This is a genomic window from Mesorhizobium sp. M7A.F.Ca.CA.001.10.2.1, from assembly GCF_003998575.1.
Taxonomy (GTDB): Bacteria; Pseudomonadota; Alphaproteobacteria; order Rhizobiales; family Rhizobiaceae; genus Mesorhizobium.
On the sequence record NZ_RZQY01000026.1, the window covers coordinates 1 to 21,982 of the forward strand.

11 protein-coding genes and 1 pseudogene are annotated in these 21,982 nt (G+C 63.8%); 10 read left to right on the plus strand and 2 right to left on the minus strand.

Annotated elements, in window-relative coordinates; translation table 11 throughout:
• Positions 1-776 (minus strand): amidohydrolase family protein (locus tag EN964_RS03425; RefSeq protein ID WP_164775718.1); only part of this gene is annotated, 776 nt, incomplete at its 3' end.
• A 98-nt stretch (positions 777-874) separates the two neighbouring features.
• Here EN964_RS03425 and hutI point away from each other — a divergent pair.
• The 10 genes from hutI (at position 875) to EN964_RS03475 (ending at position 21,351) form a co-directional block, all read left to right on the plus strand.
• A complete protein-coding gene (gene hutI, locus EN964_RS03430; RefSeq protein ID WP_127270706.1) occupies positions 875-2,110 on the plus strand; it encodes an imidazolonepropionase in 1,236 nt (411 codons plus the stop codon).
• On the plus strand, positions 2,107-3,648 hold the full coding sequence (hutH, locus tag EN964_RS03435) for a histidine ammonia-lyase (RefSeq protein ID WP_127272589.1): 1,542 nt from the start codon (positions 2,107-2,109) through the stop codon (positions 3,646-3,648). Before hutI ends, hutH begins: the two co-directional genes overlap by 4 nt.
• On the plus strand, positions 3,648-4,466 hold the full coding sequence (hutG, locus tag EN964_RS03440) for an N-formylglutamate deformylase (protein ID WP_127270281.1): 819 nt from the start codon (positions 3,648-3,650) through the stop codon (positions 4,464-4,466). The genes hutH and hutG overlap by 1 nt, the downstream gene beginning before the upstream one ends.
• Positions 4,467-4,492: 26 nt before the next feature.
• Positions 4,493-6,163, plus strand: coding sequence for a urocanate hydratase (gene hutU / locus EN964_RS03445; RefSeq protein WP_127270282.1), 1,671 nt, complete (start codon positions 4,493-4,495; stop codon positions 6,161-6,163).
• A 12-nt stretch (positions 6,164-6,175) separates the two neighbouring features.
• The gene (locus tag EN964_RS03450) at positions 6,176-6,763 is read left to right on the plus strand and encodes a HutD family protein (protein WP_127270284.1); all 588 of its coding nucleotides are present in this window, start codon (positions 6,176-6,178) and stop codon (positions 6,761-6,763) included.
• A gap of 267 nt (positions 6,764-7,030) precedes the next feature.
• Positions 7,031-15,613 (plus strand): GH36-type glycosyl hydrolase domain-containing protein, encoded by an 8,583-nt coding sequence (locus EN964_RS03455; protein ID WP_127276162.1) that lies wholly within the window; start codon positions 7,031-7,033, stop codon positions 15,611-15,613.
• 511 nt (positions 15,614-16,124) lie between these two features.
• Positions 16,125-17,906: a glucan ABC transporter ATP-binding protein/ permease gene (locus tag EN964_RS03460; protein WP_127267279.1), complete on the plus strand. Its 1,782-nt coding sequence runs from the start codon at positions 16,125-16,127 to the stop codon at positions 17,904-17,906.
• A gap of 138 nt (positions 17,907-18,044) precedes the next feature.
• Positions 18,045-18,806, plus strand: coding sequence for a heme ABC transporter permease (locus EN964_RS03465; protein ID WP_127267278.1), 762 nt, complete (start codon positions 18,045-18,047; stop codon positions 18,804-18,806).
• Positions 18,807-18,995: 189 nt separating this feature from the next.
• The gene (locus tag EN964_RS03470; RefSeq protein WP_127267277.1) at positions 18,996-19,679 is read left to right on the plus strand and encodes an outer membrane protein; all 684 of its coding nucleotides are present in this window, start codon (positions 18,996-18,998) and stop codon (positions 19,677-19,679) included.
• 85 nt (positions 19,680-19,764) lie between these two features.
• Entirely contained in the window at positions 19,765-21,351 is a 1,587-nt protein-coding gene (locus EN964_RS03475) for a sulfotransferase (RefSeq protein ID WP_236383329.1), read from the plus strand.
• 27 nt (positions 21,352-21,378) lie between these two features.
• On the opposite strand, the pseudogene EN964_RS03480 reads toward EN964_RS03475, so the two are convergent.
• Positions 21,379-21,982 (minus strand): annotated as a pseudogene (locus EN964_RS03480) (alanine racemase); the annotation flags it as partial.

Genomic DNA, 21,982 nt, shown 5'->3' on the forward strand with positions numbered 1-21,982 from the left:
TGGGCATTGGCGAGCAAAAACTCCACGGGCCTCGCGCCGGACCAGGCAAGACAGTCCTCGCCCTCTTTCACTTGCTCGGCGATATGGATGTGAATCGGCCCCTCCGGCGCCAGCGCGGCGACTTCGGCTAGCTCCTGCGGCGTCGCGGCACGCAAACTGTGCGGAGCGACGCCGACGACAGCCTGATTCAACGCGCGAACCAATTCGCGGCATTTCTCAACAAGCCGCGAGAACCGATTCACATCGTTGATGAATCGCCGCTGACCTTCGTTTGGCACGGCACCGCCGAAAGACGAGTGCGCATAAAACACTGGCAGCAGCGTCAGGCCGATACCTGTTTCGCCGGCCGCCGCCGCGATGCGCCCGGCCATCTCGGCAAGATTGGCGTAGGATTTTCCATCGCGGTCGTGATGCAGATAGTGAAATTCGCCGACGCGGGAAAACCCGGCCGCCAACATCTCGAAAGAGAGTTGGGCGGCAACCGCCTCGACCTGATCGGGTGTCATCGACAGGGCGAAACGGTACATCACCTCGCGCCAGCTCCAGAAACTGTCGGCGGAGGGGCCGCGAAGTTCGGCAAGGCCGGCCATGCCGCGCTGGAAGGCGTGGCTGTGAAGGTTGGGCATGCCGGGCAACAGGATCGCGTGGCGTTCGTCGCCGGCTAGCGCGGTAGCTCCAGGTTCGACGGTCGTGATGCGTCCCTCGGCGAAGGTGAGCCGCACATTATCGCGCCAACCATCGGGAAGGAGCGCCTGTTCCGCAAAGATCGCTGCCACTTTTCTCTCCGGTCCTCTGTCTCTCATGCGATGATGGCACTTGCAGTGCGTTTCAATATGTATATACATAATCGTCATCGATTGAAACGGAAAAGATGATGGCTGGACAGAGCAAAAGCCGGGCAGGGGATCTTCGTCTGTGGCGCAATGCGCGGCTAGCGACAATGGTCGACGGGTCTGCCGGACTTGGCGTCGTCGAACATGGCGCGGTCGCTGCGCGTGACGGCCGCATTGTCTATGCCGGCCTCGAGTCGGAGCTGCCCCCAACACTTGCCCAGGGCGCCGAGACGGTCGATTGCGAGGGCCGCTGGATCACGCCTGGCCTGATCGACTGCCACACCCATCTGGTCCATGCCGGCAACCGCGCGAACGAATTCGAGATGCGGCTGGCCGGCGCCACCTATGAAGAGGTCGCCCGGGCCGGCGGCGGCATTGTTTCGTCGGTCAAATCCTTGCGCGCCGCCAGCGAAGATGAACTGGTCACTCAATCGCTGCCGCGCCTCGATGCGCTGATCGCCGAAGGCGTGACCACCGTCGAGATCAAGTCCGGCTATGGCCTCGACCTCGAAAACGAGAAGAAGTCGCTGCGTGCCGCACGGCAGTTGGGCAACCAGCGGCCGGTGACAATCCGCACCACCTTCCTCGGCGCTCACGCGCTGCCGCCGGAAGCCAAGGGCGACAAGGACGCCTTTATCGATCTGGTCGCCAATGAGATTCTTCCAAAGATTGCCGCCGAGGGGCTGGCCGATGCGGTCGACGGGTTTTGCGAGGGCATCGCCTTTTCGCCGGAACAGATGGCGCGCGTCTTCGCTGCGGCAAAGGCGGCCGGCCTGCCGGTCAAGCTTCATGCCGACCAGCTGTCCAACCTGCATGGCGCCGAACTCGCCGCCCGTTACGGTGCGCTGTCGGCCGACCATCTCGAATACACCGATGATGCCGGTGCAGCGGCGATGGCCAAGGCCGGAACCGTGGCGACGATCTTGCCCGGCGCCTACTATTTCATTCGCGAAACCAAGAAGCCGCCGATCGGCCTGTTTCGCCAGCACGGCGTCAGGATGGCTGTCGCCACCGACAACAATCCCGGCACTTCGCCGCTGACCTCACTGCTTCTGACCATGAACATGGCCGCGACCCTGTTCGGCCTGACCGTCGATGAATGCCTTGCCGGCGTCACCCGGGAGGCCGCCCGCGCGCTTGGTTTGCTGGGAGAAACCGGCACGCTTGAGGTCGGAAAATCCACCGACCTGGCGATCTGGAACATCGAGCGCCCCGCCGAACTCGTCTATCGCATGGGCTTCAACCCGCTGCATGCCCGCATCTGGAGAGGACAATGACCGAACTGACCCTGAAGCCCGGCAATGCGACGCTGGCCGACTGGCGCGCCATCTATCGTGGCGCCGTGCCCAAGCTGGACAATGCCTGCCGGCCAAAGATCAAGGCGAGCGCCGAGGCTGTCGCCAGGATCGTTGCCAAGGGCGAGCCGGTCTATGGCATCAACACCGGCTTCGGCAAACTGGCCAGCGTCCGCATCCCGGCCGAGGATCTCGAGACCTTGCAGCGCAACATCGTCCTGTCGCACGCCGCCGGCGTCGGAGAGCCGATGCCGGTTGCTGTCTGCAGGCTGATGATGGCGCTGAAGCTCGCCAGCCTGGCGCAGGGCGCGTCGGGTGTGCGGCCGCAGACCATCGAGCTGCTCGAAGCGATGCTGGCCAACGACGTCATCCCGGTGGTGCCGGCGCAAGGTTCGGTCGGCGCCTCCGGCGACCTCGCCCCGCTGTCGCACATGACGGCGGTGATGATCGGCGTCGGCGAATGCTTCACCCCGCATGGCCGTTTCCCGGCCAAGGTCGCCTTCGTCTCGCATGGATTGGAACCGGTGACGCTGGGCGCCAAGGAGGGCCTGGCGCTGCTCAACGGCACCCAGTTTTCGACCGCCTATGCGCTGGCCGCCTTGTTCGAGGCCGAAGTGCTCTACCAATCGGCGCTGGTCGCTGGTGCCCTGTCGACCGACGCGGCAAAAGGGTCCGACGCCCCCTTCGATCCGCGCATCCATGTGCTGAGAAAGCATCCCGGCCAGATCGAGACGGCCGACGCCCTGCGCAATCTGATGGCCGGCAGCGCCATCCGTGAATCGCATCGGGTTGGCGACGAACGCGTGCAGGATCCGTATTGCCTGCGCTGCCAGCCGCAGGTCATGGGCGCCGCACTCACCGTGCTGCGCCAGGCGGCCGACACGCTGGGCACCGAAGCCAATGGCGTCACCGACAATCCGCTGATCTTCGCCGAGGATGACACCGCGCTTTCCGGCGGCAATTTCCACGCCGAGCCGGTGGCCTTCGCCGCCGACATGATCGCGCTCGCCATCTGCGAGATCGGCTCGCTGTCGGAACGCCGCATCGCCATGCTCGTCGATCCGGCACTGTCCGGCATGCCGGCCTTCCTGACGCCGAAGCCCGGCCTGAACTCCGGCTTCATGATCCCGCAGGTGACGGCGGCGGCGCTCGTTTCGGAGAACAAGCAGAAAGCCTATCCGGCCAGCGTCGATTCGATCCCCACCTCGGCAAACCAGGAAGACCATGTTTCGATGGCCGCGCACGGTGCGCGCCGGCTGATCGGGATGGTCGAGAACGCCACCGCCGTGATCGGCATCGAATTGCTGGCCGCGGCCCAAGGCTGCGATTTCCATGCGCCGCTGGCCTCGAGCGACGCCCTGGAGGCAGTGCGTAAGCTGGTCCGGGCCGAAGTGCCGCATCTCGACAATGACCGCCATTTCCACCCCGATATGGAAAAAGCCATCGCCATGGTGCGCAGCGGTGCGACCATCGTGGCCGCCGGCGGCGTGGCTCTGCCGTCGATTTCCGGAGCGATGTGATGGCAAGCGCGCCCTGGCTGACGGTCACGCCCGGCACAGCCCCGTTGCTGGTGTCGATCCCGCACACCGGCATCGACCTCGCCGGCCTTGAGAATCGGCTGGTCTCGCCCTGGCTCGGCCGCCGCGACTGCGATTGGTGGATCGATAATCTCTATGACTTTGCTGCCGGCCTCGGGGCGACGGTGGTGCACACCGCGATCTCGCGCACCGTCATCGACGTCAACCGCGATCCCTCCGGCGCCTCGCTTTACCCCGGCCAGGCGACGACCGGCCTTTGCCCGACCGAGACTTTCGATGGCGATCCGCTCTATCGCGAGGGCGAAGAACCGGGGCCGTCGGAGATCGACGAGCGTCGCGAGAAATTCTTCGTGCCCTACCATGCCGCCTTGCAGGTCGAGATCGACCGGTTGCGTGGCCTGCACGAAAAGATCGTCCTCTATGACTGCCACTCGATCCGTTCAGTGATGCCGCGCCTGTTTGAAGGCACGCTGCCGGTTTTCAACCTCGGCACCAATGACGGCAGGAGCGCCGATCCGACGCTGCAGGCGATGGTCGGCCAGATCATGGCCGAAACCGGTGAAACCTTTGTCATCAACGGCCGCTTCAAGGGCGGCTGGATCACACGCCATTTCGGCCAGCCGCAACAAGGCGTGCATGCGCTGCAGATGGAACTCTCCAATCGCGGCTATATGCGCGAGCCCGATGGCAAGGGTACGCCGGACAACTGGCCGGTGCCTTACGATGCCGAGTTTGCCGCACCGATCCGCGCCACGCTGCGGAAAATCCTCGAGACTGCGACGTCCTGGGCGCGCGTCTGACATCAGGCCTTTTATGGAGTGACGCCATGAACAATCCTCGCCACAACATCCGCGAAGTCCGCAGCCCGCGCGGCACCGAAATCAGCGCGCGCTCCTGGCTGACGGAAGCGCCGCTGCGCATGCTGATGAACAATCTCGACCCGGATGTTGCCGAAAATCCCAACGAGCTGGTCGTCTATGGCGGCATCGGCCGGGCGGCGCGCACCTGGAACGACTTTGACCGCATCGTCGCCTCCTTGAGGACGCTGGCCGATGACGAGACTTTGCTGGTCCAGTCCGGCAAGCCGGTTGGCGTGTTCCGGACCCACCCGGACGCCCCGCGCGTGCTGATCGCCAACTCCAATTTGGTGCCGCACTGGGCGAATTGGGAAAAGTTCAACGAGCTCGATAAGAAGGGCCTGATGATGTACGGCCAGATGACGGCCGGCTCGTGGATCTACATCGGCACGCAAGGCATCGTGCAAGGCACCTACGAGACCTTCGTCGAGGCCGGCCGCCAGCACTATGGCGGCAATCTCAAGGGAAAATGGATACTGACCGGCGGTCTCGGCGGCATGGGTGGCGCCCAGCCGCTCGCCGCCGTCATGGCCGGCGCCTGCTGCCTGGCGATCGAATGCAACCCGGACTCGATCGATTTCCGCCTGCGCACCCGCTACGTCGACGAGCGCGCCGACACGCTCGACGAGGCGCTGGAAAAGATCGAACGCTGGACCAAGGCCGGGGAGGCGAAGTCGGTCGGCCTGCTTGGCAATACGGCCGACATCGTGCCGGAGATGTTCAGGCGTGGCATTCGCCCCGATATGGTCACCGATCAGACCTCGGCGCATGATCCCATCAACGGCTACCTGCCGAAGGGCTGGACGATGGCCGAGTGGCGCGAGAAGCGCGTCAGCGACCCCAAGGCGGTCGAGAAGGCGGCACGCGCCTCGATGCGCGAACATGTCGAGGCGATGGTGGCGTTCTGGAACGCCGGCGTGCCGACGCTCGACTACGGCAACAACATCCGCCAGGTGGCCAAGGAGGAGGGGTTCGAGAACGCCTTTGCCTTCCCCGGTTTCGTGCCGGCCTATATCCGTCCGCTGTTCTGCCGCGGCATCGGGCCGTTCCGCTGGGCAGCCCTTTCCGGCGATCCTGAGGATATCTACAAGACCGACGCCAAGGTGCGCGAACTGACGCCCGGCAACACCCATCTGCACAACTGGCTCGACATGGCGCGCGAGCGCATCGCCTTCCAGGGCCTGCCGGCGCGCATCTGCTGGGTCGGCCTTGGCGACCGCCACAGGCTCGGACTCGCTTTCAACGAGATGGTGGCCAAGGGTGAGCTGAAGGCGCCTGTCGTCATCGGCCGCGATCACCTCGATTCCGGCTCGGTCGCCTCGCCGAACCGCGAAACGGAATCCATGAAGGACGGCTCGGACGCTGTCTCCGATTGGCCGCTGCTCAACGCGTTGCTCAACACGGCGTCCGGCGCCACCTGGGTGTCGCTGCACCATGGCGGCGGCGTCGGCATGGGTTTCTCGCAGCACGCCGGCATGGTCATCGTCGCCGACGGCACGCCGGACGCCGCAAGGCGCCTGGAGCGGGTGTTGTGGAACGACCCGGCGACCGGTGTCATGCGCCACGCCGATGCCGGCTACGAAATCGCCGTCGAATGCGCCAAGGAGCACCAGCTCAATTTGCCCGGCATTCTCGGCTGATTGGCTGAGCCGATGCGTGTTCTGCGGGCAGCCGAATACCGGTCGATGCCGTGGAAGAACGGCGGCGGCGTGACGACGGAAATCGCCGTCTCGCCCACGGGTGCCGGGTTCGACGATTTCGACTGGCGCGTCTCGATGGCGCGTGTCGAATTGAGCGGGCCGTTCTCGCAATTCGCCGGCATCGATCGCACCCTTGCCGTGCTCGAAGGCGAGGGCATCGTCCTCGAGATTGCCGGCCACCCGCCGACATCCATAAACAGGACGACCGCCCTGTTTTCTTTCCCGGCCGACGTGCAGACCTCGGCTGCGCTGATCGGCGGGCCGATCACCGATCTCAATGTCATGACCCGCCGAAGCCGGGTGACGCATTCGGTCGAACGCCTGGTGATTTCGGCCCCCGTGGAAGTCCGGACTGAAGCCGGCACAACGCTCATCCTATGCTTGGACGGCGACGTCAGCGTGCCCGCCGCTGAACCGGTCCGCCTCGGTCCGCTCGACACGCTGCTGTCCGGTCCGGTCAGCACCGGCCTGCTCGTCCAACCCGCCCATGAGGCAACGCTGTTCGTGATCCGGATCGGCTCTGTCGCCGGCAACGATTAACGCTTGTTTCCAAACATGATCGCGGCACCGGCGAAATATAGCGTAAGCTGCTGGCGGCATCACGAAAAAGCCTGAATCCTCTCCGCCGATCTGGCCTGGCGGGAAGTGGGGTGCTTGTCTTTGAGTTTTGCTGAGAGACGACGCCCTGTCGTGGTGCGGAAACAAACTTTCGGCAAGTGGGGTTTATGCAACCAATTGCATTTGAACCGGTTTTAGGGCCATTGCCGTGGCGGTGACGCCGCTCAGTGCCCGCTTACGGAATTTTCAATGAATATTCAGACGAATCCTGCCCAAATCGAGAAGACAAGCGCGAGCTTCCCGGCCATCACGGAAGAGCCGATTCGATCCAACTTTCTGCCCGAAGAGCGTCTTCGTGTGCTTGGCGAAAGCCTGGCAAAAGGCGACCTCACGGATCTGTTCGGCCTGACGCCCTTCGATTTTCAGGCCCGTATCCGGGACAGCGCCAAGAAGATTTTGGAAGTCTATCGGTCGACCAATGCGGCGCAGGCGAGGGGCGAGACGATCACGCCGGCGGCACAATGGCTGCTCGACAACAATTACCTGGTCGAAGAGACCATTTTCCAGGTCAAGCGCGACCTGCCGCGCCGCTTCTATCGCCAGTTGCCGACCTTGAAACTGCCTGACGGCGGCAGCGTGCCGCGCGCGCTGGCGCTGGCGTGGACCTATGTCGCGCATTCGGACAGTTCCGTTTCGGCGACGATGTTCAAGTCCATCGTCCAGGGTTTTCAGTCGGTCGAGCCGCTGAAGATCGGCGAGCTCTGGGCGCTGCCTTCGCTGTTGCGCTTCGTCCTGATCGAAAATCTCCGCCGGCTGGCCGTCAGGGTCAATCGCACCCGCCAGATGCGCCAGATCGCCAACGATGTGGCCGACAAGGTCCTGGCGACCGACGACAGCGCCGACCGGCAGTCGATCCTGTCCAATTTCAGCGCGCATGCGCAGGACACCACCTTCGCCACCCAACTGCTCTACCGCCTGCGCGATGGATCGCAGAATGCCGGCAAGGCTCTGGAATGGCTGGAAGGCGAGCTCGAAAAGACCGGCTCCGATGCTGAGGAAATCATCATTTCCGAACATCACACGCTGTCCAGCGGCAATGTGACGACGGGCAACATCATCCGCGGCCTGCGCCTCATCAACGACGTCGACTGGACGGTGTGGTTCGAAGGCGTCAGCCGCATCGACACCGTGCTGCGCGAGCGCACCGATTTCGCCGCGCTCGACTTCTTCTCGCGTGACCAGTACCGGACCGCGATCGAGGAATTGGCGCGCCGTTCGAACCTTTCGGAATATCGCGTCGCCGAGAAGGCTATCGAGTTGGCCGGCCACGCCGCCAGCGATGGCGACGGAGACGTGGTTTTAACCGGGCCCGCCCACACCGATGTCGGCTTCTTTCTCGTCGGCCCACGCCGGCTCGAGCTGGAGAAGGCGATCGGCTATCGACCCACCATCAGCCAGACAGTCAAGCGTGCCTTCCGCAAGACCGGGTGGCTCGGCATCGTCGTACCGGTATTTGCGCTGACGGCGCTGCTTCTCGTTCTCTCCGGCAATGCCCTTGCCAATCTCGGCCTGTCGGTGCCCTCGATCGTCCTGATGCTGGCGCTTTTTGCCGTGCCGGCCAGCGAGGGCGCGCTTGCCTTCTTCAACACGGTCGTATCGCTGTTCCTGAAACCGACGCGTCTTGTCGGTTATGATTACCGGCACGGCGTGCCGCCCGAGGCGCGCACGCTGGTGGTGGTGCCGTCGCTGATCGGCTCGCGCGACGATGTCGAGGAAAACATCCGCAACATCGAGGTGCATCATCTCGCCAATACGGCCGATGAAATCCATTTCGCGCTGCTGTCGGACTGGCCGGACTCGAAGACCGAGATCGATGCGGCCGACACCGAAATCCTCGAATTCGCCCGTGCCGAGATCGCTCGTCTCAACGCCCGCTATCCGTCCGAAGGCGCGCCGCGTTTCTACATCCTGCACCGGCGCCGGCTCTTCAACGCGGCGCAAGGGGCCTGGATGGGCTGGGAGCGCAAGCGCGGCAAGCTGCACGAGCTCGATCTTCTGCTGCGCGGCGACAGCGACACCACGTTCCTGCCGCTCGACGTGCCGCTGCCGGAGAACGTCGTCCATGTGATGACGCTCCATGCCGACACGCGCACCACCCGTGACGCGGTCGCCACCCTCGTAGGCAAGCTCTGCCACCCGCTCAACCGGCCGCATTTCGATGCCAGCAAGCGCGTCGTCACCGCCGGCTACGCGATCCTGCAGCCGCGCATCACCGCGTCGCTGACATCAGGCGACGATGCGTCGTTCTTCCAGCGGGTGTTTTCGGCCAATCGCGGCCTCGACCCTTATGTCTTTGCCGTGTCCGATCTCTATCAGGACGTCTTCGGCGACGGCTCCTTCACCGGCAAGGGCCTTTATCACGTCGACGCCTTCGAGGCCGCCCTGCAGGGCCGCATCGAGGAAAACACCATCCTCAGCCATGATCTGCTGGAAGGCGCGCTGGCGCGCGCGGCGCTGGTCACCGACGTCGAACTGGTTGAGGACTATCCGACCCGCTACTCGGTCGACGCCTCGCGCCACCATCGCTGGGCGCGCGGCGACTGGCAGTTGCTTGGCTTCATGCTCGATCCGCGCTCCGGCGTGCCGGCGCTGTCGCGCTGGAAGATGATCGACAATCTGCGCCGCTCGCTGACGCCGATCTTCTGGGTGATGGCGGCGATCGCCGGCTGGACGCTGCTGCCCTTCACGCAGGCCGCGCAATGGCAGGCCCTGCTGATCCTCAGCCTGTTCATGGCGCCGACATTCGATATCGTCAACGCCATCCTGCCCAAGAGCGGCGACCAGACGCCACGCGGCCATTTCTCGGCTCTGGCGCGCGACGTCGCCTTCGGTACCGCCATGGTGGCGCTGAAGATCGTGCTGATGGCGCACAATGCCTGGATGATGGGCGATGCCATCGTGCGTACGCTCTACCGGCTGTTCGTCAGCCGCCAGAACCTTTTGGAATGGCGCACCGCCTCGCAGGCGCACAAGGCGGGCGACAACGATGTCGGATCGTATTACGGCATGATGTATGGCGCCGTGATCATCGGCTTCGTCGGCCTTGCCATTCCGGTGCTGGCCGATTCGACCGGCGCCTTCGTCGCCTTCTTCTTCGCCCTGTTCTGGATTGGCTCGCCGGCCATCGCCAGCTGGATCAGCCGTTCGGCCGAAACCGAGGATCGGCTGCGCATATCGCAGGCCGACATCCATACGTTGCGCACGGTGGCGCGGCGCACATGGCACTATTTCGAAAGCTTCGTAACGGCAGAGCATCACCATCTGCCGCCGGACAATTTCCAGGAAAGCCCGGCGCCGGTGGTGGCGCCGCGCACCTCACCGACCAACATCGGCGTCTACCTGCTGTCCGTCGTTTCCGCCCGCGACTTCGGCTGGATCAGCCTGTCCGACGCCATCACCCGCATCGACGCCACCATGGCGACGATCGAGGGCATGCCGCGTGAGCGCGGTCACCTCTTCAACTGGTACGACACGACGACACTGAAGCCGCTCTATCCGCTCTACATCTCGGCTGTCGACAGCGGCAATCTCGCTGGCCATCTGGTGGCGGTGGCTGCGGCCTGCGCCGAATGGGCCGAAGCACCTTCCGTCCATCTCCAGGGCGATTTCGAAGGCATTCTCGACACGGTCACCATCCTCAGCGAAAGCCTCGATGATCTGCCCGACGACCGCCGTCAGTTGCGCCCGCTGCGCCAGCGTCTCGCCGACCGCCTCGACGGCATGCGGCGCGCTGTCGACACGATCAAGGCGCAGCCCGAAATGGCGTCGATCCGCACCATCAACCTGGCTGTGCTGGCCGGCGAGATCCGCAAATTGGCCACCGCCATCCATACCGAGGCGGTGTCGCCCCAGAGCGACGTCATCGTCGACTGGGCGGCAAGGCTGGAAGCCACCTGCGAAGCGCACGTCCATGACGCGCACAGCGACGACAATGCCGTCGAGGCGCTGCGTGCCAAGCTGCTCACCTTGCGCGAGCGCACGCGCCGTTACGCCTTCGAGATGGATTTCTCCTTCCTGATGCGGCCGGAGCGCAAGCTGTTGTCGATCGGCTACCGGGTCGAGGAACACCAGCTCGACGAGAGCTGCTACGACCTTCTGGCTTCCGAAGCCCGGCTGACCAGCCTGTTCGCCATCGCCAAGGGCGACCTGCCGACCGAGCACTGGTTCCGGCTTGGCCGGCCGATCGTCGAAATCGGTTTCCAGGGCGCCCTGATGTCCTGGTCCGGCTCGATGTTCGAATATCTGATGCCGCCGCTGGTGATGAAGGAGCCGCAGGGCTCGATCCTCAACCAGACCAGCAAGCTGATCATCAAACGCCAGATCCAGTATGGCCGCCAGAAGAACGTGCCGTGGGGCATCTCGGAGGCCGCCTACAATGCGCGCGACCGCGAACTGACCTACCAATATACCAATTTCGGCGTTCCAGGCCTCGGGCTGAAGCGCGGCCTTGGCCAGAACACGGTGATCGCGCCTTACGCCACCATACTGGCGGCCCAGTTCAATCCGCGTGAAGCCGTGCTGAATCTCTCCCGTTTGCGGGAGATCGGGGCGCTCGGCCGCCACGGCTACTACGATGCCGTCGACTTCACGCCGCAGCGCGTGCCGGAAGGCACGGATCATGTCGTCGTCCAGAACTACATGGCCCACCATTCGGGCATGTCGATCGCGGCGGTTGCCGACGCCATCTTCGAAGGTCGCATGCGCGACCGCTTCCACAGCGATCCGGTCATCGAATCGGCCGAACTCTTGCTGCAGGAGAGGGCGCCGCGCGACATCCCGACCGCGACCGTCAGGACCGAGGCCGACGAACGCTCCAAGGACGAGACCGAGGTCGACAGCCCCGACACCCGCATCGTGCTCAATCCGCTGCAGTCGCTGCGGTCGACCAACGTCATGTCGAACGGCCGCTATTCGGTGATGGTCACCGCGACCGGCTCGGGCTACAGCCGCTGGGGCGATCTCTCCGTCACGCGCTGGCAGCCGGATCCGACCGAGGACCGGCTCGGCTCCTACATCTTCCTGCGTGACGCAGGCTCAGGCGACTGGTGGTCGGCTACAGCCGAACCGAAGCGCGCCGCCGAGGAAAAGGCGCAGACCTTGTTCTCCGACGACAAGGCGAGCTTCGTCAAATCCGTGGGCACGTTGCGCTCCGAGGTCGAATGCATTGTCATCTCGGAAGGCAATGGCGAGGGCCGTCGGGTCACGCTCTACAATGACGGTCCGTCCGACCGTCACATCGAAGTGACCTCCTTTGCCGAACTGGTGCTCGGCCTGGAGGCGTCCGACAACGCGCATCCGGCATTCTCGAAGATGTTCGTGGAAACCGAAATCTCTGCCAACAACGCGGCGATCTTCGCCACGCGGCGCAAGCGCGAGACCAGCGAGCCCGATATCGCCATGGTGCATTTCGTCACCGATCCGTCCGGATCGGCGCGCGATGCCGAGGCCGAGACCGACAGGCGCGCCTTCATCGGCCGTGGCCGTACCATCGTCGATGCGGCCGCTTTCGACCCGGGCGCCAGGCTGGGCGGCCATTCAGGCTTTACGCTTGATCCCGTCGCCTCGCTGCGCCGCCAGGTGCGCGTGCCGGCCAACAAGAAGATATCGCTGACCTTCTGGACCGTCGTCGGCGCTGGCCGCACCGAGCTGGACGAAGCCATCGCCCGCCTCGACCATCCGGAGAGCTTTGCCCGCCAGGCCATGCTTGCCTGGACGCGCAGCCAGGTGCAGACCCGCCATATGGGCCTCAGTCTGACCGATGCCGCCAATGTGCAGAAGCTGGCGCGCTATCTGATCTATCCGGATCCGTTCCTGCGTCTTCCCGCTGAATCCATCGCCTCGGGGCTGGGCAAGCAGTCGAGCCTGTGGCCGACAAGCATTTCCGGCGATTTCCCGATCTTCCTGGTCAGGATCGGCGACGTCGCCGATCTCGAAATCGTTGCCCAGGCGCTGCGTTTCCAGGAATATATGCGCACCCGCGGCATGATGATCGACTTCGTCGTCGTCAACGAGCAGGCGTCCTCCTATGTCCAGGACCTGCAGCGGGCGGTCGAGACGCTGTGCGAAAACAGCCGCCTGCGCGGCAAGGAGCTCGGACCTCGCCAGCACATATTCGCGGTGCGCCGCGATCTCATGGACGAAACCACCTACAAGACGCTGCTCGCTGTCGCCCGGGTGGTCCTGCACACGCGCAACGGCACCATCTTCGACCAGATCGAGCGCGCCGAGGCCGCGGCTCTGCAGGCGCGCGACGCTCTGGCAGCATTGCCAATTCCGCGTGAATTGCCGTCGCCGACACCCACGACGCATACTCCTGCCTCGCAGGCAGTGGCCAATGTCAGCGCTGATGGAAGCGGTCTCAGCCAGTGGAACGGCTTTGGCGGTTTCGACGGCGACGGGCGGCATTATGTCGTGCGCCTGGCCGGCCGGCGCACGACGCCGCAGCCGTGGATCAACGTCGTCTCCAACGCCTCGTTCGGCTTCCATACCTCCGCCGAGGGCGCTGCCTTCACCTGGAGCCGAAACAGCCGCGACTACCAGTTGACGCCGTGGTCGAATGATCCGGTCTCGAACCGGCCGGGCGAGGGCCTCTATATCTACGATCAGGCCAGCGGCAAGGCATTCTCGCCGCTCGCTGCCGTGGTGCGCGATCCCACGATGACCTACGAGGCTTGGCACGGCCAGGGTTTCTCGACCTTCCGCTCGAAGCGCGGACCATTGTCGATGGATCTCACCCATGTCGTCGATCCGGTCGATCCGCTGAAGATCTCGCGGCTGCGCATCCAGAATTCCGGCTCGGTGCCGGCGCGGCTGCGTGTCTATGCCTATGCCGAATGGGTGCTCGGCGGGCACCGGTCGCGCACTGCGGCAACCATCGTCCCGTCGCGGGATGCCGCCAGCGGGGCGCTGCTGGCACAAAACCCCTACGGGCTGGATTTCGGCGAGCGCGTTGCATTCCTCGCGGCTGACGGCGGCGTTCATTCGGTGACGACAGACCGGACGGAGTTCCTGGGCCGGCATGGCTCCAGCGAGCTGCCGCAGGCGGTGCTGAGTGGTGCAGCGCTGTCTGGCCGTGTCGAGGCCGGCGACGATCCATGCGCGGCGATTGCCCGCGACGTCGAGATCCCGGCTGGCGGCGACGTGACGCTGCTCTGGCTGCTCGGTGACGCCGAGTCCGCCGAGGAGGCGAGCGCGCTGGTGCAGGAGCATAAGGTCAAGGACTTCGACCAGCGGTTGGCCGACAATGAGCGCGAATGGCGCGGCTTCCTCGACACCATCCAGGTCGAGACGCCTGACAAGGCGCTCGACGCCATGGTCAATCACTGGCTGCCCTATCAGAGCCTGGCCTGCCGCATCCGTGCCCGCTCCGCCTTCTATCAGGCCAGCGGTGCCTTCGGCTTCCGCGACCAGTTGCAGGATACGCTGGCGCTGCTGGCGCATGACCCGCAACTGGCGCGCGACCAGATCCTCAATGCGGCACGGCGGCAGTTCCCCGAAGGCGACGTGCAGCACTGGTGGCTGCCGCGCACGGGTGCTGGCGTACGCACGCTGATCTCCGATGACGTGGTCTGGCTTGCCCACGCCACGGCGCGCTATTTGCTGGTCACCGGCGATGCCACCATCCTCAAGGAGCAATTGGCGTTCATCGATGGACAGCCGCTGGGCGAGGGCGAACACGATGCCTTCTTCACCCCGGAAATCTCGAAGAAGACGGCGTCGCTCTACGACCATTGCGCGCGTGCGCTCGATCTCGCCATCAAGCGCAGCAGCCCCGCGGGCCTGCCGCTGATCCTCGGCGGCGACTGGAACGACGGCATGAACCGCGTTGGCGAGCACGGCAAGGGCGAGAGCGTCTGGCTCGGCTGGTTCCTGCTGAAGACGCTGGGCGATTTCGCCCCCGTCGCCAAGGCCGAGGGCGATGCCAAGCGAGCACAGGCCTGGGCAAAGCATGCCGATGTGCTGAAGCGGGCGCTTGAGAGCACCGCATGGGACGGCGAATGGTACCGGCGCGGCAGTTTCGACGACGGCACCCCTTTGGGGTCTCGCAACTCGCAGGAGTGCAAGATCGACTCGATCGCCCAGTCCTGGAGCGTGCTTTCGGGAGAGGGCGATCCGGCACGGTCGACCACCGCGATGGAGCAAGCAACGAAGCTGCTTGTGGACGACAAGCTGAAGATCGTCAAACTGTTCACGCCGCCCTTCTCGAAGACGGAGAAGGACCCGGGTTACATCAAGAGCTATCCGCCCGGCGTGCGCGAGAATGGCGGCCAGTACACCCATGCCGCCACATGGTTCGTCATCGCGCTCGCCGAGATGGGGCAGGTCGACGAGGCCTATCGCTGTTTCTCGATGCTGAACCCCGTCAACCATGCGACCGACGAGGCCACGGCCGAGCACTATCGTGTCGAGCCCTATGTCGTGGCGGCCGATATCTATGCCGGGGACGACACTGCCGGCAACGGCAAGGGCGGCCGTGGCGGCTGGACCTGGTACACCGGCTCTGCCGGCTGGCTCTACAGGGCTGCTGTCGAAGGCATCCTGGGCATCGAGCGGCGCGGCAAGCGTGTCCAGTTCAAGCCGAAGCTGCCGAGCCACTGGGACGGCTACTCGGCAAATCTCAAAATGCTGGGGGCGGAACTCAAGGTTCGCGTCATCCGCGACAATAAGGCCAAGGCCGTGTCGCTGGAGGTGAATGGGACAAAGGCCAAGGGTTCGGCAGTCGAACTGAAGGACGGCGAAGTTGCCGAGGTGGTCATCCGGATCCCGGCTTGATGCATGTGCTCAAAAACTATGCGCTCGGGCCTGGGATCCGGGGCGCGACTTTTGCCGCCGCGGCGGGATGAGAGGCACCGTCCCGCCTGGCGTTGCCGCCTGCCGATTGAAGGACATGCCACCGAGGAGTGCATGAAATCAAAGGCTTGAGGCGTCCGATAGGGGGCGCCACGAGCAGTGAGAGTTGGCCCTTCCTTCGCATGGAGGGGCATCATGCAGCTTTGTTTCGTTCTATACTTCACTGAAGGCGATTTCGGCCTTAGTCATCCGTCCGACATTGTTGCTGACTAAAATTGTGGCAGCACGTGCCAACTGCCATGATTTCGCCGCATGCCTGACATTTTACCTGTCTTCTCAAACCGTTAGGTGATCACGGCAGATTTCGGAACGTCGCCATCTTTTGTTCGCTCTAAGGGAACTGAAGGGGTACACGGCCATTGTTTTGCGACGTATCAACCGGTACGAATAAAATGATGCAGTGCACAATAAACAGCGTGGCGGAGTAACTGGGGTGACCCTTCTGCAAATCTACTGGCGAGCTCTCGGTTATCTGGCCGCGGACAGGAAACGCGTTGCGTTGATCTGTTCGGCCAACGTGGCTCTCGCCATCGTAGCGCTTCTCGAGCCGATTATGTTCGGTCGCGTCATCGGCGCCATCTCCGAGCGTGGCTCTGTCTTCACCACGCTGGTCATGTGGGCCGGTCTCGGCGCCTTCAACATCGTTGCTTTCGTCATGGTGGCGCGCGGCGCTGACCGTTTTGCCCATGCCCGGCGCAGCGAAGTGCTTTGCGAGTCCTTCGAGCGCGTGATCACCATGCCGCTCGCCTGGCACCATCAGCACGGCACCTCCAATGCGCTGCATACGATGCTGCGCGCCGTCGAAACCCTGTTCAGCCTTTGGCTCGAATTCATGCGCCAGCATCTGTCCACGGCTGTCGCCCTCGTACTGCTGGTTCCGACCGCGATCAGCATGGACCTGCGCATGTCGCTGGTGCTGCTTGGCCTCGGGCTGCTCTATGTCGGCATCGGCCGGATGGTCATGCGCCGCACCAAGGCGGGCCAGGCCGCGGTCGAGCGCCACTACCACAAGGTGTTCGCGCATGTGACCGACTCGGTCAGCAACGTTGCGGTGCTGCAGAGCTACAATCGCCTCGGCCACGAGGCCGATACGCTGCGCCGCTACGTTAAGAACCTGCTCGACGCGCAGAACCCTGTTCTCGACTGGTGGGCGCTGGCCAATGCCTTGCACCGTCTGTCATCGGCAATCTCGATGCTGATCGTGTTGTCGATCGGCTCCTATCTCGTCACTCGTGGTCAGTTGGGTGTCGGCGACGTCATTGCCTTCACCGGTTTTGCCACGATGCTGATCGCTCGCCTCGACCAGATGTCGGCTTTCGCAAACCAGATTTCCGAGGCCCGTGCCAAGCTCGAGGATTTCTACCATCTCGAGGACTCCGCGGCTGATGCCGCCGAGCCGGACGGCCTGCGCGATCTTGCCAACGTCACCGGCCATGTCCGCTTCGAGAATGTCGGCTTCGAATTCGCCAATTCCGGCCAAGGCATCGACGACGTGTCCTTCGAGGTGCAGGCCGGCCAGACCGTCGCCATCGTGGGCCCGACGGGCGCCGGCAAGACCACGCTCATCAACCTGCTGCAGCGTGTCTTCTCGCCGTCCCATGGCCGTATCCTGATCGACGGCATCGACACCCGCACCGTGACCCGCAAGTCGGTGCGCCATTCGATTGCCACCGTGTTCCAGGATGCTGGGCTGCTCAACCGCTCGATCGAGGACAACATCCGTGTTGGCCGCGCCGATGCAAGCAATGACGAGATCCATGCCGCCGCCAATGCGGCTGCCGCACAGGACTTCATCCTGTCGAAGAGCAATGGTTACGACACGGTGGTTGGCGAACGTGGCGGGCAGCTCTCGGGCGGCGAACGTCAGCGCATCGCCATTGCCCGCGCCGTGCTGAAGGACGCACCGATCCTGGTGCTCGACGAGGCGACCAGCGCGCTCGACGTCGAGACCGAGGACCGCGTCAAGGAAGCGATCGACGAGCTGCGCCGCGACCGCACGACCTTCATCATCGCCCACCGCCTGACCACCGTTCGCGACGCCGATCTGGTCGTGTTCATGGACAAGGGCAGGGTGGTCGAGATGGGCGGCTTCACCGAGCTGTCGCTGCGCAATGGCCGCTTCGCCAGCCTGCTGCGCGCCGGCGGCCTGCTCAACGACGAGGAGGTTCGCCGCCTCAGCCGCACCGTGCAGCAACAGCAGGAAGCGGCTGCCTGAGCCTCTTTCTTTTACCTCCCCCTTGTGGGGAGGTCGGACCGTAGGTCCGGGTGAGAGTACAGGCACGGCCGCCCCAATTGCGTCTGCGACACCACCGCTCGATTGCCCCAAACGCGTTGGCGGTTTATGTAGAACCGCATGAGCGACACGACTTCACGCCTGACCGGCTGGATGGATCTCGCCAACCCGACGCGCTTCGTCGGGCTGGCGGACAAGGTCGTGCCATGGCTGGCCACGATCGCCACACTGATCCTCGCCGTGGGGCTCTATATGAGCTTCGCCGCGCCTGAGGATTTCCAGCAGGGCATCACCGTCCGCATCATGTATATCCACGTGCCTTTCGCCTGGCTCGCCATGATGTGCTACACGCTGATGGCGGTCTCGGCGCTCGGCACGCTCGTCTGGCGGCATCCGTTGGCCGATGTCGCGCTGAAATCCGCAGCGCCCATCGGCGCCGTCTTCACCGCGCTGGCGCTGATCACCGGTTCGATCTGGGGCAAGCCGATGTGGGGCACCTGGTGGGTCTGGGATGCTCGGCTGACTTCGGTGTTCGTGCTGCTCCTGATGTATCTCGGCATCATCGCGCTGACCCGCGCGCTCGACGATGCCAGCCGCGCCGCCTGGGCCGCGGCCATCATCACGCTGGTAGGCTTCATCAACATCCCGATCATCAAGTTCTCGGTCGACTGGTGGAACACGCTGCATCAGCCGGCCTCGGTGTTCCGCATGGGCGGCTCCACCATCGACCCCAGCCTGCTATGGCCGCTGCTGGTGATGGCGCTCGGCTTCACCGTGCTGTTCTTCGCGCTGCACCTGATGGCGATGCGCACCGAAATCCGCCGCCGCCGGGTGATTGCCATGAGACGGGTCGCGGCTAGGCAGGCAGAGAGACGCGATTAGGTTTCCCCCTCTCGCCGCTCGAATTGCGACCAGCAGCAACCTTACTCCTGCTTTCGCCTGAACAATGCTGCTGTGTTGCTGTATAGCAACGAGGTGTCCCAAAAGGTCGCCTCGACTTCGTCCGTCCGTTGACATCTTCCCCTGAGCCGAGCTGAGTGCCATTCAGTGTTATTGAGCGGGGAATCGACGATGAAACTGCGTTTGCTGGCTGGGGTATCGATACTCGCATTGGGGCTTGGCTGGAGTTCGGCGCACGCCGCCGATGCTGTCGTCGACGCCCCGAGGGCCGAGGATCTCTGGTATGTCACACTGTTTGGTGGCGCCAGTTTCCCCAATGATGTGAAGACGGACTACGATGGTTCTCGGTATTCAGTCGATCTTAATACTGGCTTCGTGATCGGCGGTGCTGTCGGTCGGCGCATCAACGATGTGTTTCGTGTCGAAGGCGAATTGTCCTACGCGCGCTACAAAGCAAGTTCTTTTAGCGGCAGTTACGACGGTGTTGTCTTCAACTCAGGCGATGCGGCCGGCAATTTGTCAGCGACCTATCTGCTCGCCAATGTCTGGGCCGACGTTGCGCATTTTGGCGATGCCAAGCTCTATGTCGGCGGCGGTATCGGCGCAGCTTATGTTACCGCCGATACCCATTTTGACGGTGACGACTTTGGATATGGGCCTGGCGGCTGGGGTTTCGCCGGCCAGTTGGGAACCGGTGTCACCTATGCGGTGACGCAGAATGTCGACCTCGATTTCGGCTATCGCTTCAAGGCCGTCTCCAACGTCGATCTGGACGACAATGACGGCAGCAATACCTACAAGGATGCCAAATTGTACTCCCACAATCTGCAGTTTGGCGTTATCTACAAGTTCTGATTTGACCGGCCTGTCACAAGCCGCGACCTGGATTTGACGGATGCCGCTTTTGCCCCGCCGGCAACCTCTGGGTCTGCCGGCAATAATGCCAGCCTCCCTTCCGACCGCCGGTGAACCGGCGGAAAAGACATTGCAGCGCGGCATCGACCTGCAACGGCGCAAGCGTTTTCGCGAGGCCGAGTTCTGCTACCAGACGGTGCTTCGCACGCAGCCGAAAAATGCCATGGCGCTGAACCTCATGGGCACTCTGGCCATCGAGGCCGAGCATCATGACGCCGCCATTGCCTATATGGAAAGGGCGGTCAAGCTCGAACCGGGCAACGCTATCTTCCGCAACAATCTCGGCAACGCCTATAATGTCACCGGTGACATCGAGCGCGCCCGCAAACATCTAAAGAAGGCGATCGCGCTCGACGGCCGGCTCATCGAAGCTTTGTGCAATCTCGGCCGGTCCTACCGCAGCCAGCTCGAGGGCGACGTCGCCGAAGGTTTCTATCGCCGGGCGCTGGCGGTCGACAGCCAGTCGCTGACGGCCCTTGCCGGTATGGGCGATCTGCTCACCGACATCGGCCGGCAGGCCGAGGCGGTCGAATGTTTTGGCCGCGCGCTTGCCATCGACCCGAGCCATGTCGAGGCGCTGGCCGGAATGGCGCTAGCGCGCCGGGCGGTCAAGGACGATCCAGCGTTGCCTTTAATACGGGCTCGCCTGGAATTGCCCATGACAACCGATCGCGAGCGGGTGGTGCTGCACCACGCCGCCGGCAAGATGCTCAACGATCAGCGCGAGTATCGCCTGGCCATCCGCCATTTCGCGCAGGCCAAGGCAATTTCCGGCAATGATTTCGACATTGACCGGCACACCCAGCTTTACGACAGTTTCATCGACACTTTCGATGCCGACTTCTTCGCGGCGCGGTCGAAATTGGGAAATCCGTCGAGACGCCCGGTCTTCATCGTCGGCATGCCACGGTCGGGAACAACGCTGACCGAGCAGATATGCGCCAGTCATCGCGAAATCTATGGCGCGGGCGAACTGCCGACCATTCGCTCATTGGCCGGTGAACTCGGGTTCGACAAGCTCGATCCTTCTGTCTTCACCAAGGCTATGGCGGCGCTCACTCCGGCCAAGGCGAAAGTGCTTGGCTCGAAATATCTTGACGATCTCAACAAGCGCAACAGCAAGGCGCGGCTGGTCGTCGACAAGATGCCGCACAATTTCGAACTGCTGGCCTTCATCAGCCTCATCTTGCCAAATGCCCGCATCATCCATTGCCGGCGCGACCCGATGGACAATTGCACGTCCTGTTTCATGCATAATTTTTCCGAAGCGCATGGCTACAATGCCGATCTGAACAAGCTGGGGCAGTATTACCGGCAATATGATCGCTTGATGCGCCATTGGGCCAAGGTCGTCCCGCTTGATATCCACGACATGCCCTACGAAGAAACGGTGGCCGATTTCGAAAACCGAGCGCGTGGATTGATCGGGTTCCTCGGGATCGAATGGGACGATGCCTGCCTCCGTTTCCACGAAACCGAGCGCACGGTGCGGACGCCGAGCCGCTGGCAGGTGCGCCAGCCGATCTATTCATCCTCAGTCGAGCGCTGGAAACTCTACGGCGACGCCCTCGATCCATTGAAAGCGGCGCTGGGTCCAGTTCTTCAACGCTGAGTGGCGTTCAGTTCGGGCGCGTCGGTCTCACCCCATCCTTCCCCGCGCGGCCACCGGCAGCGTTTCCAGCACCTTGTCGCCGTCGACCAGATTGACCTCGTTGAACAAATTGGTGACGACGCAGCAATGGTCGGGCACGACACGCACGCGCTCGCCGATGCGCAGCTTGCCGTCGCCCGAAAGCGTGACGGTGCCGTGCTCCTCGCTCAGGCCCGTCACCCGCGCTCCCGACACGCCGAGCAACTCGCCGAAATCGGCGAGACCCAGCGTGTCGCTGGACAGCGCCTTGCTGCCGGCATCGAGGATAGCGCGCGTCGCTGTGGGATGGCTGACCACCGTCGACAGCACCGTCAGCGCACAGTCGTCGAGGCCGCCGACGCCTTTGGCGACTTGATAGCGGTCGAGATAGATGTAGGTGCCTGGACGATACTCGGTGACAACGGATGTATCGCTGGAGCGCCACATATCCGGCGTGCCGCCGCTGGAGATGCGGTCGCAGGCGAGGCCCGACGCGGCAAGTGCCTGCTTGGCCCCGGCGAGCCAGGCTTCGGCCTCCGCTGCCCGCCCGGCGGCCGGGTAGGTCATCAGTCCGCCGAAGGCGAGGCCACCGGCTCTGTCGATCTGTCTTGCC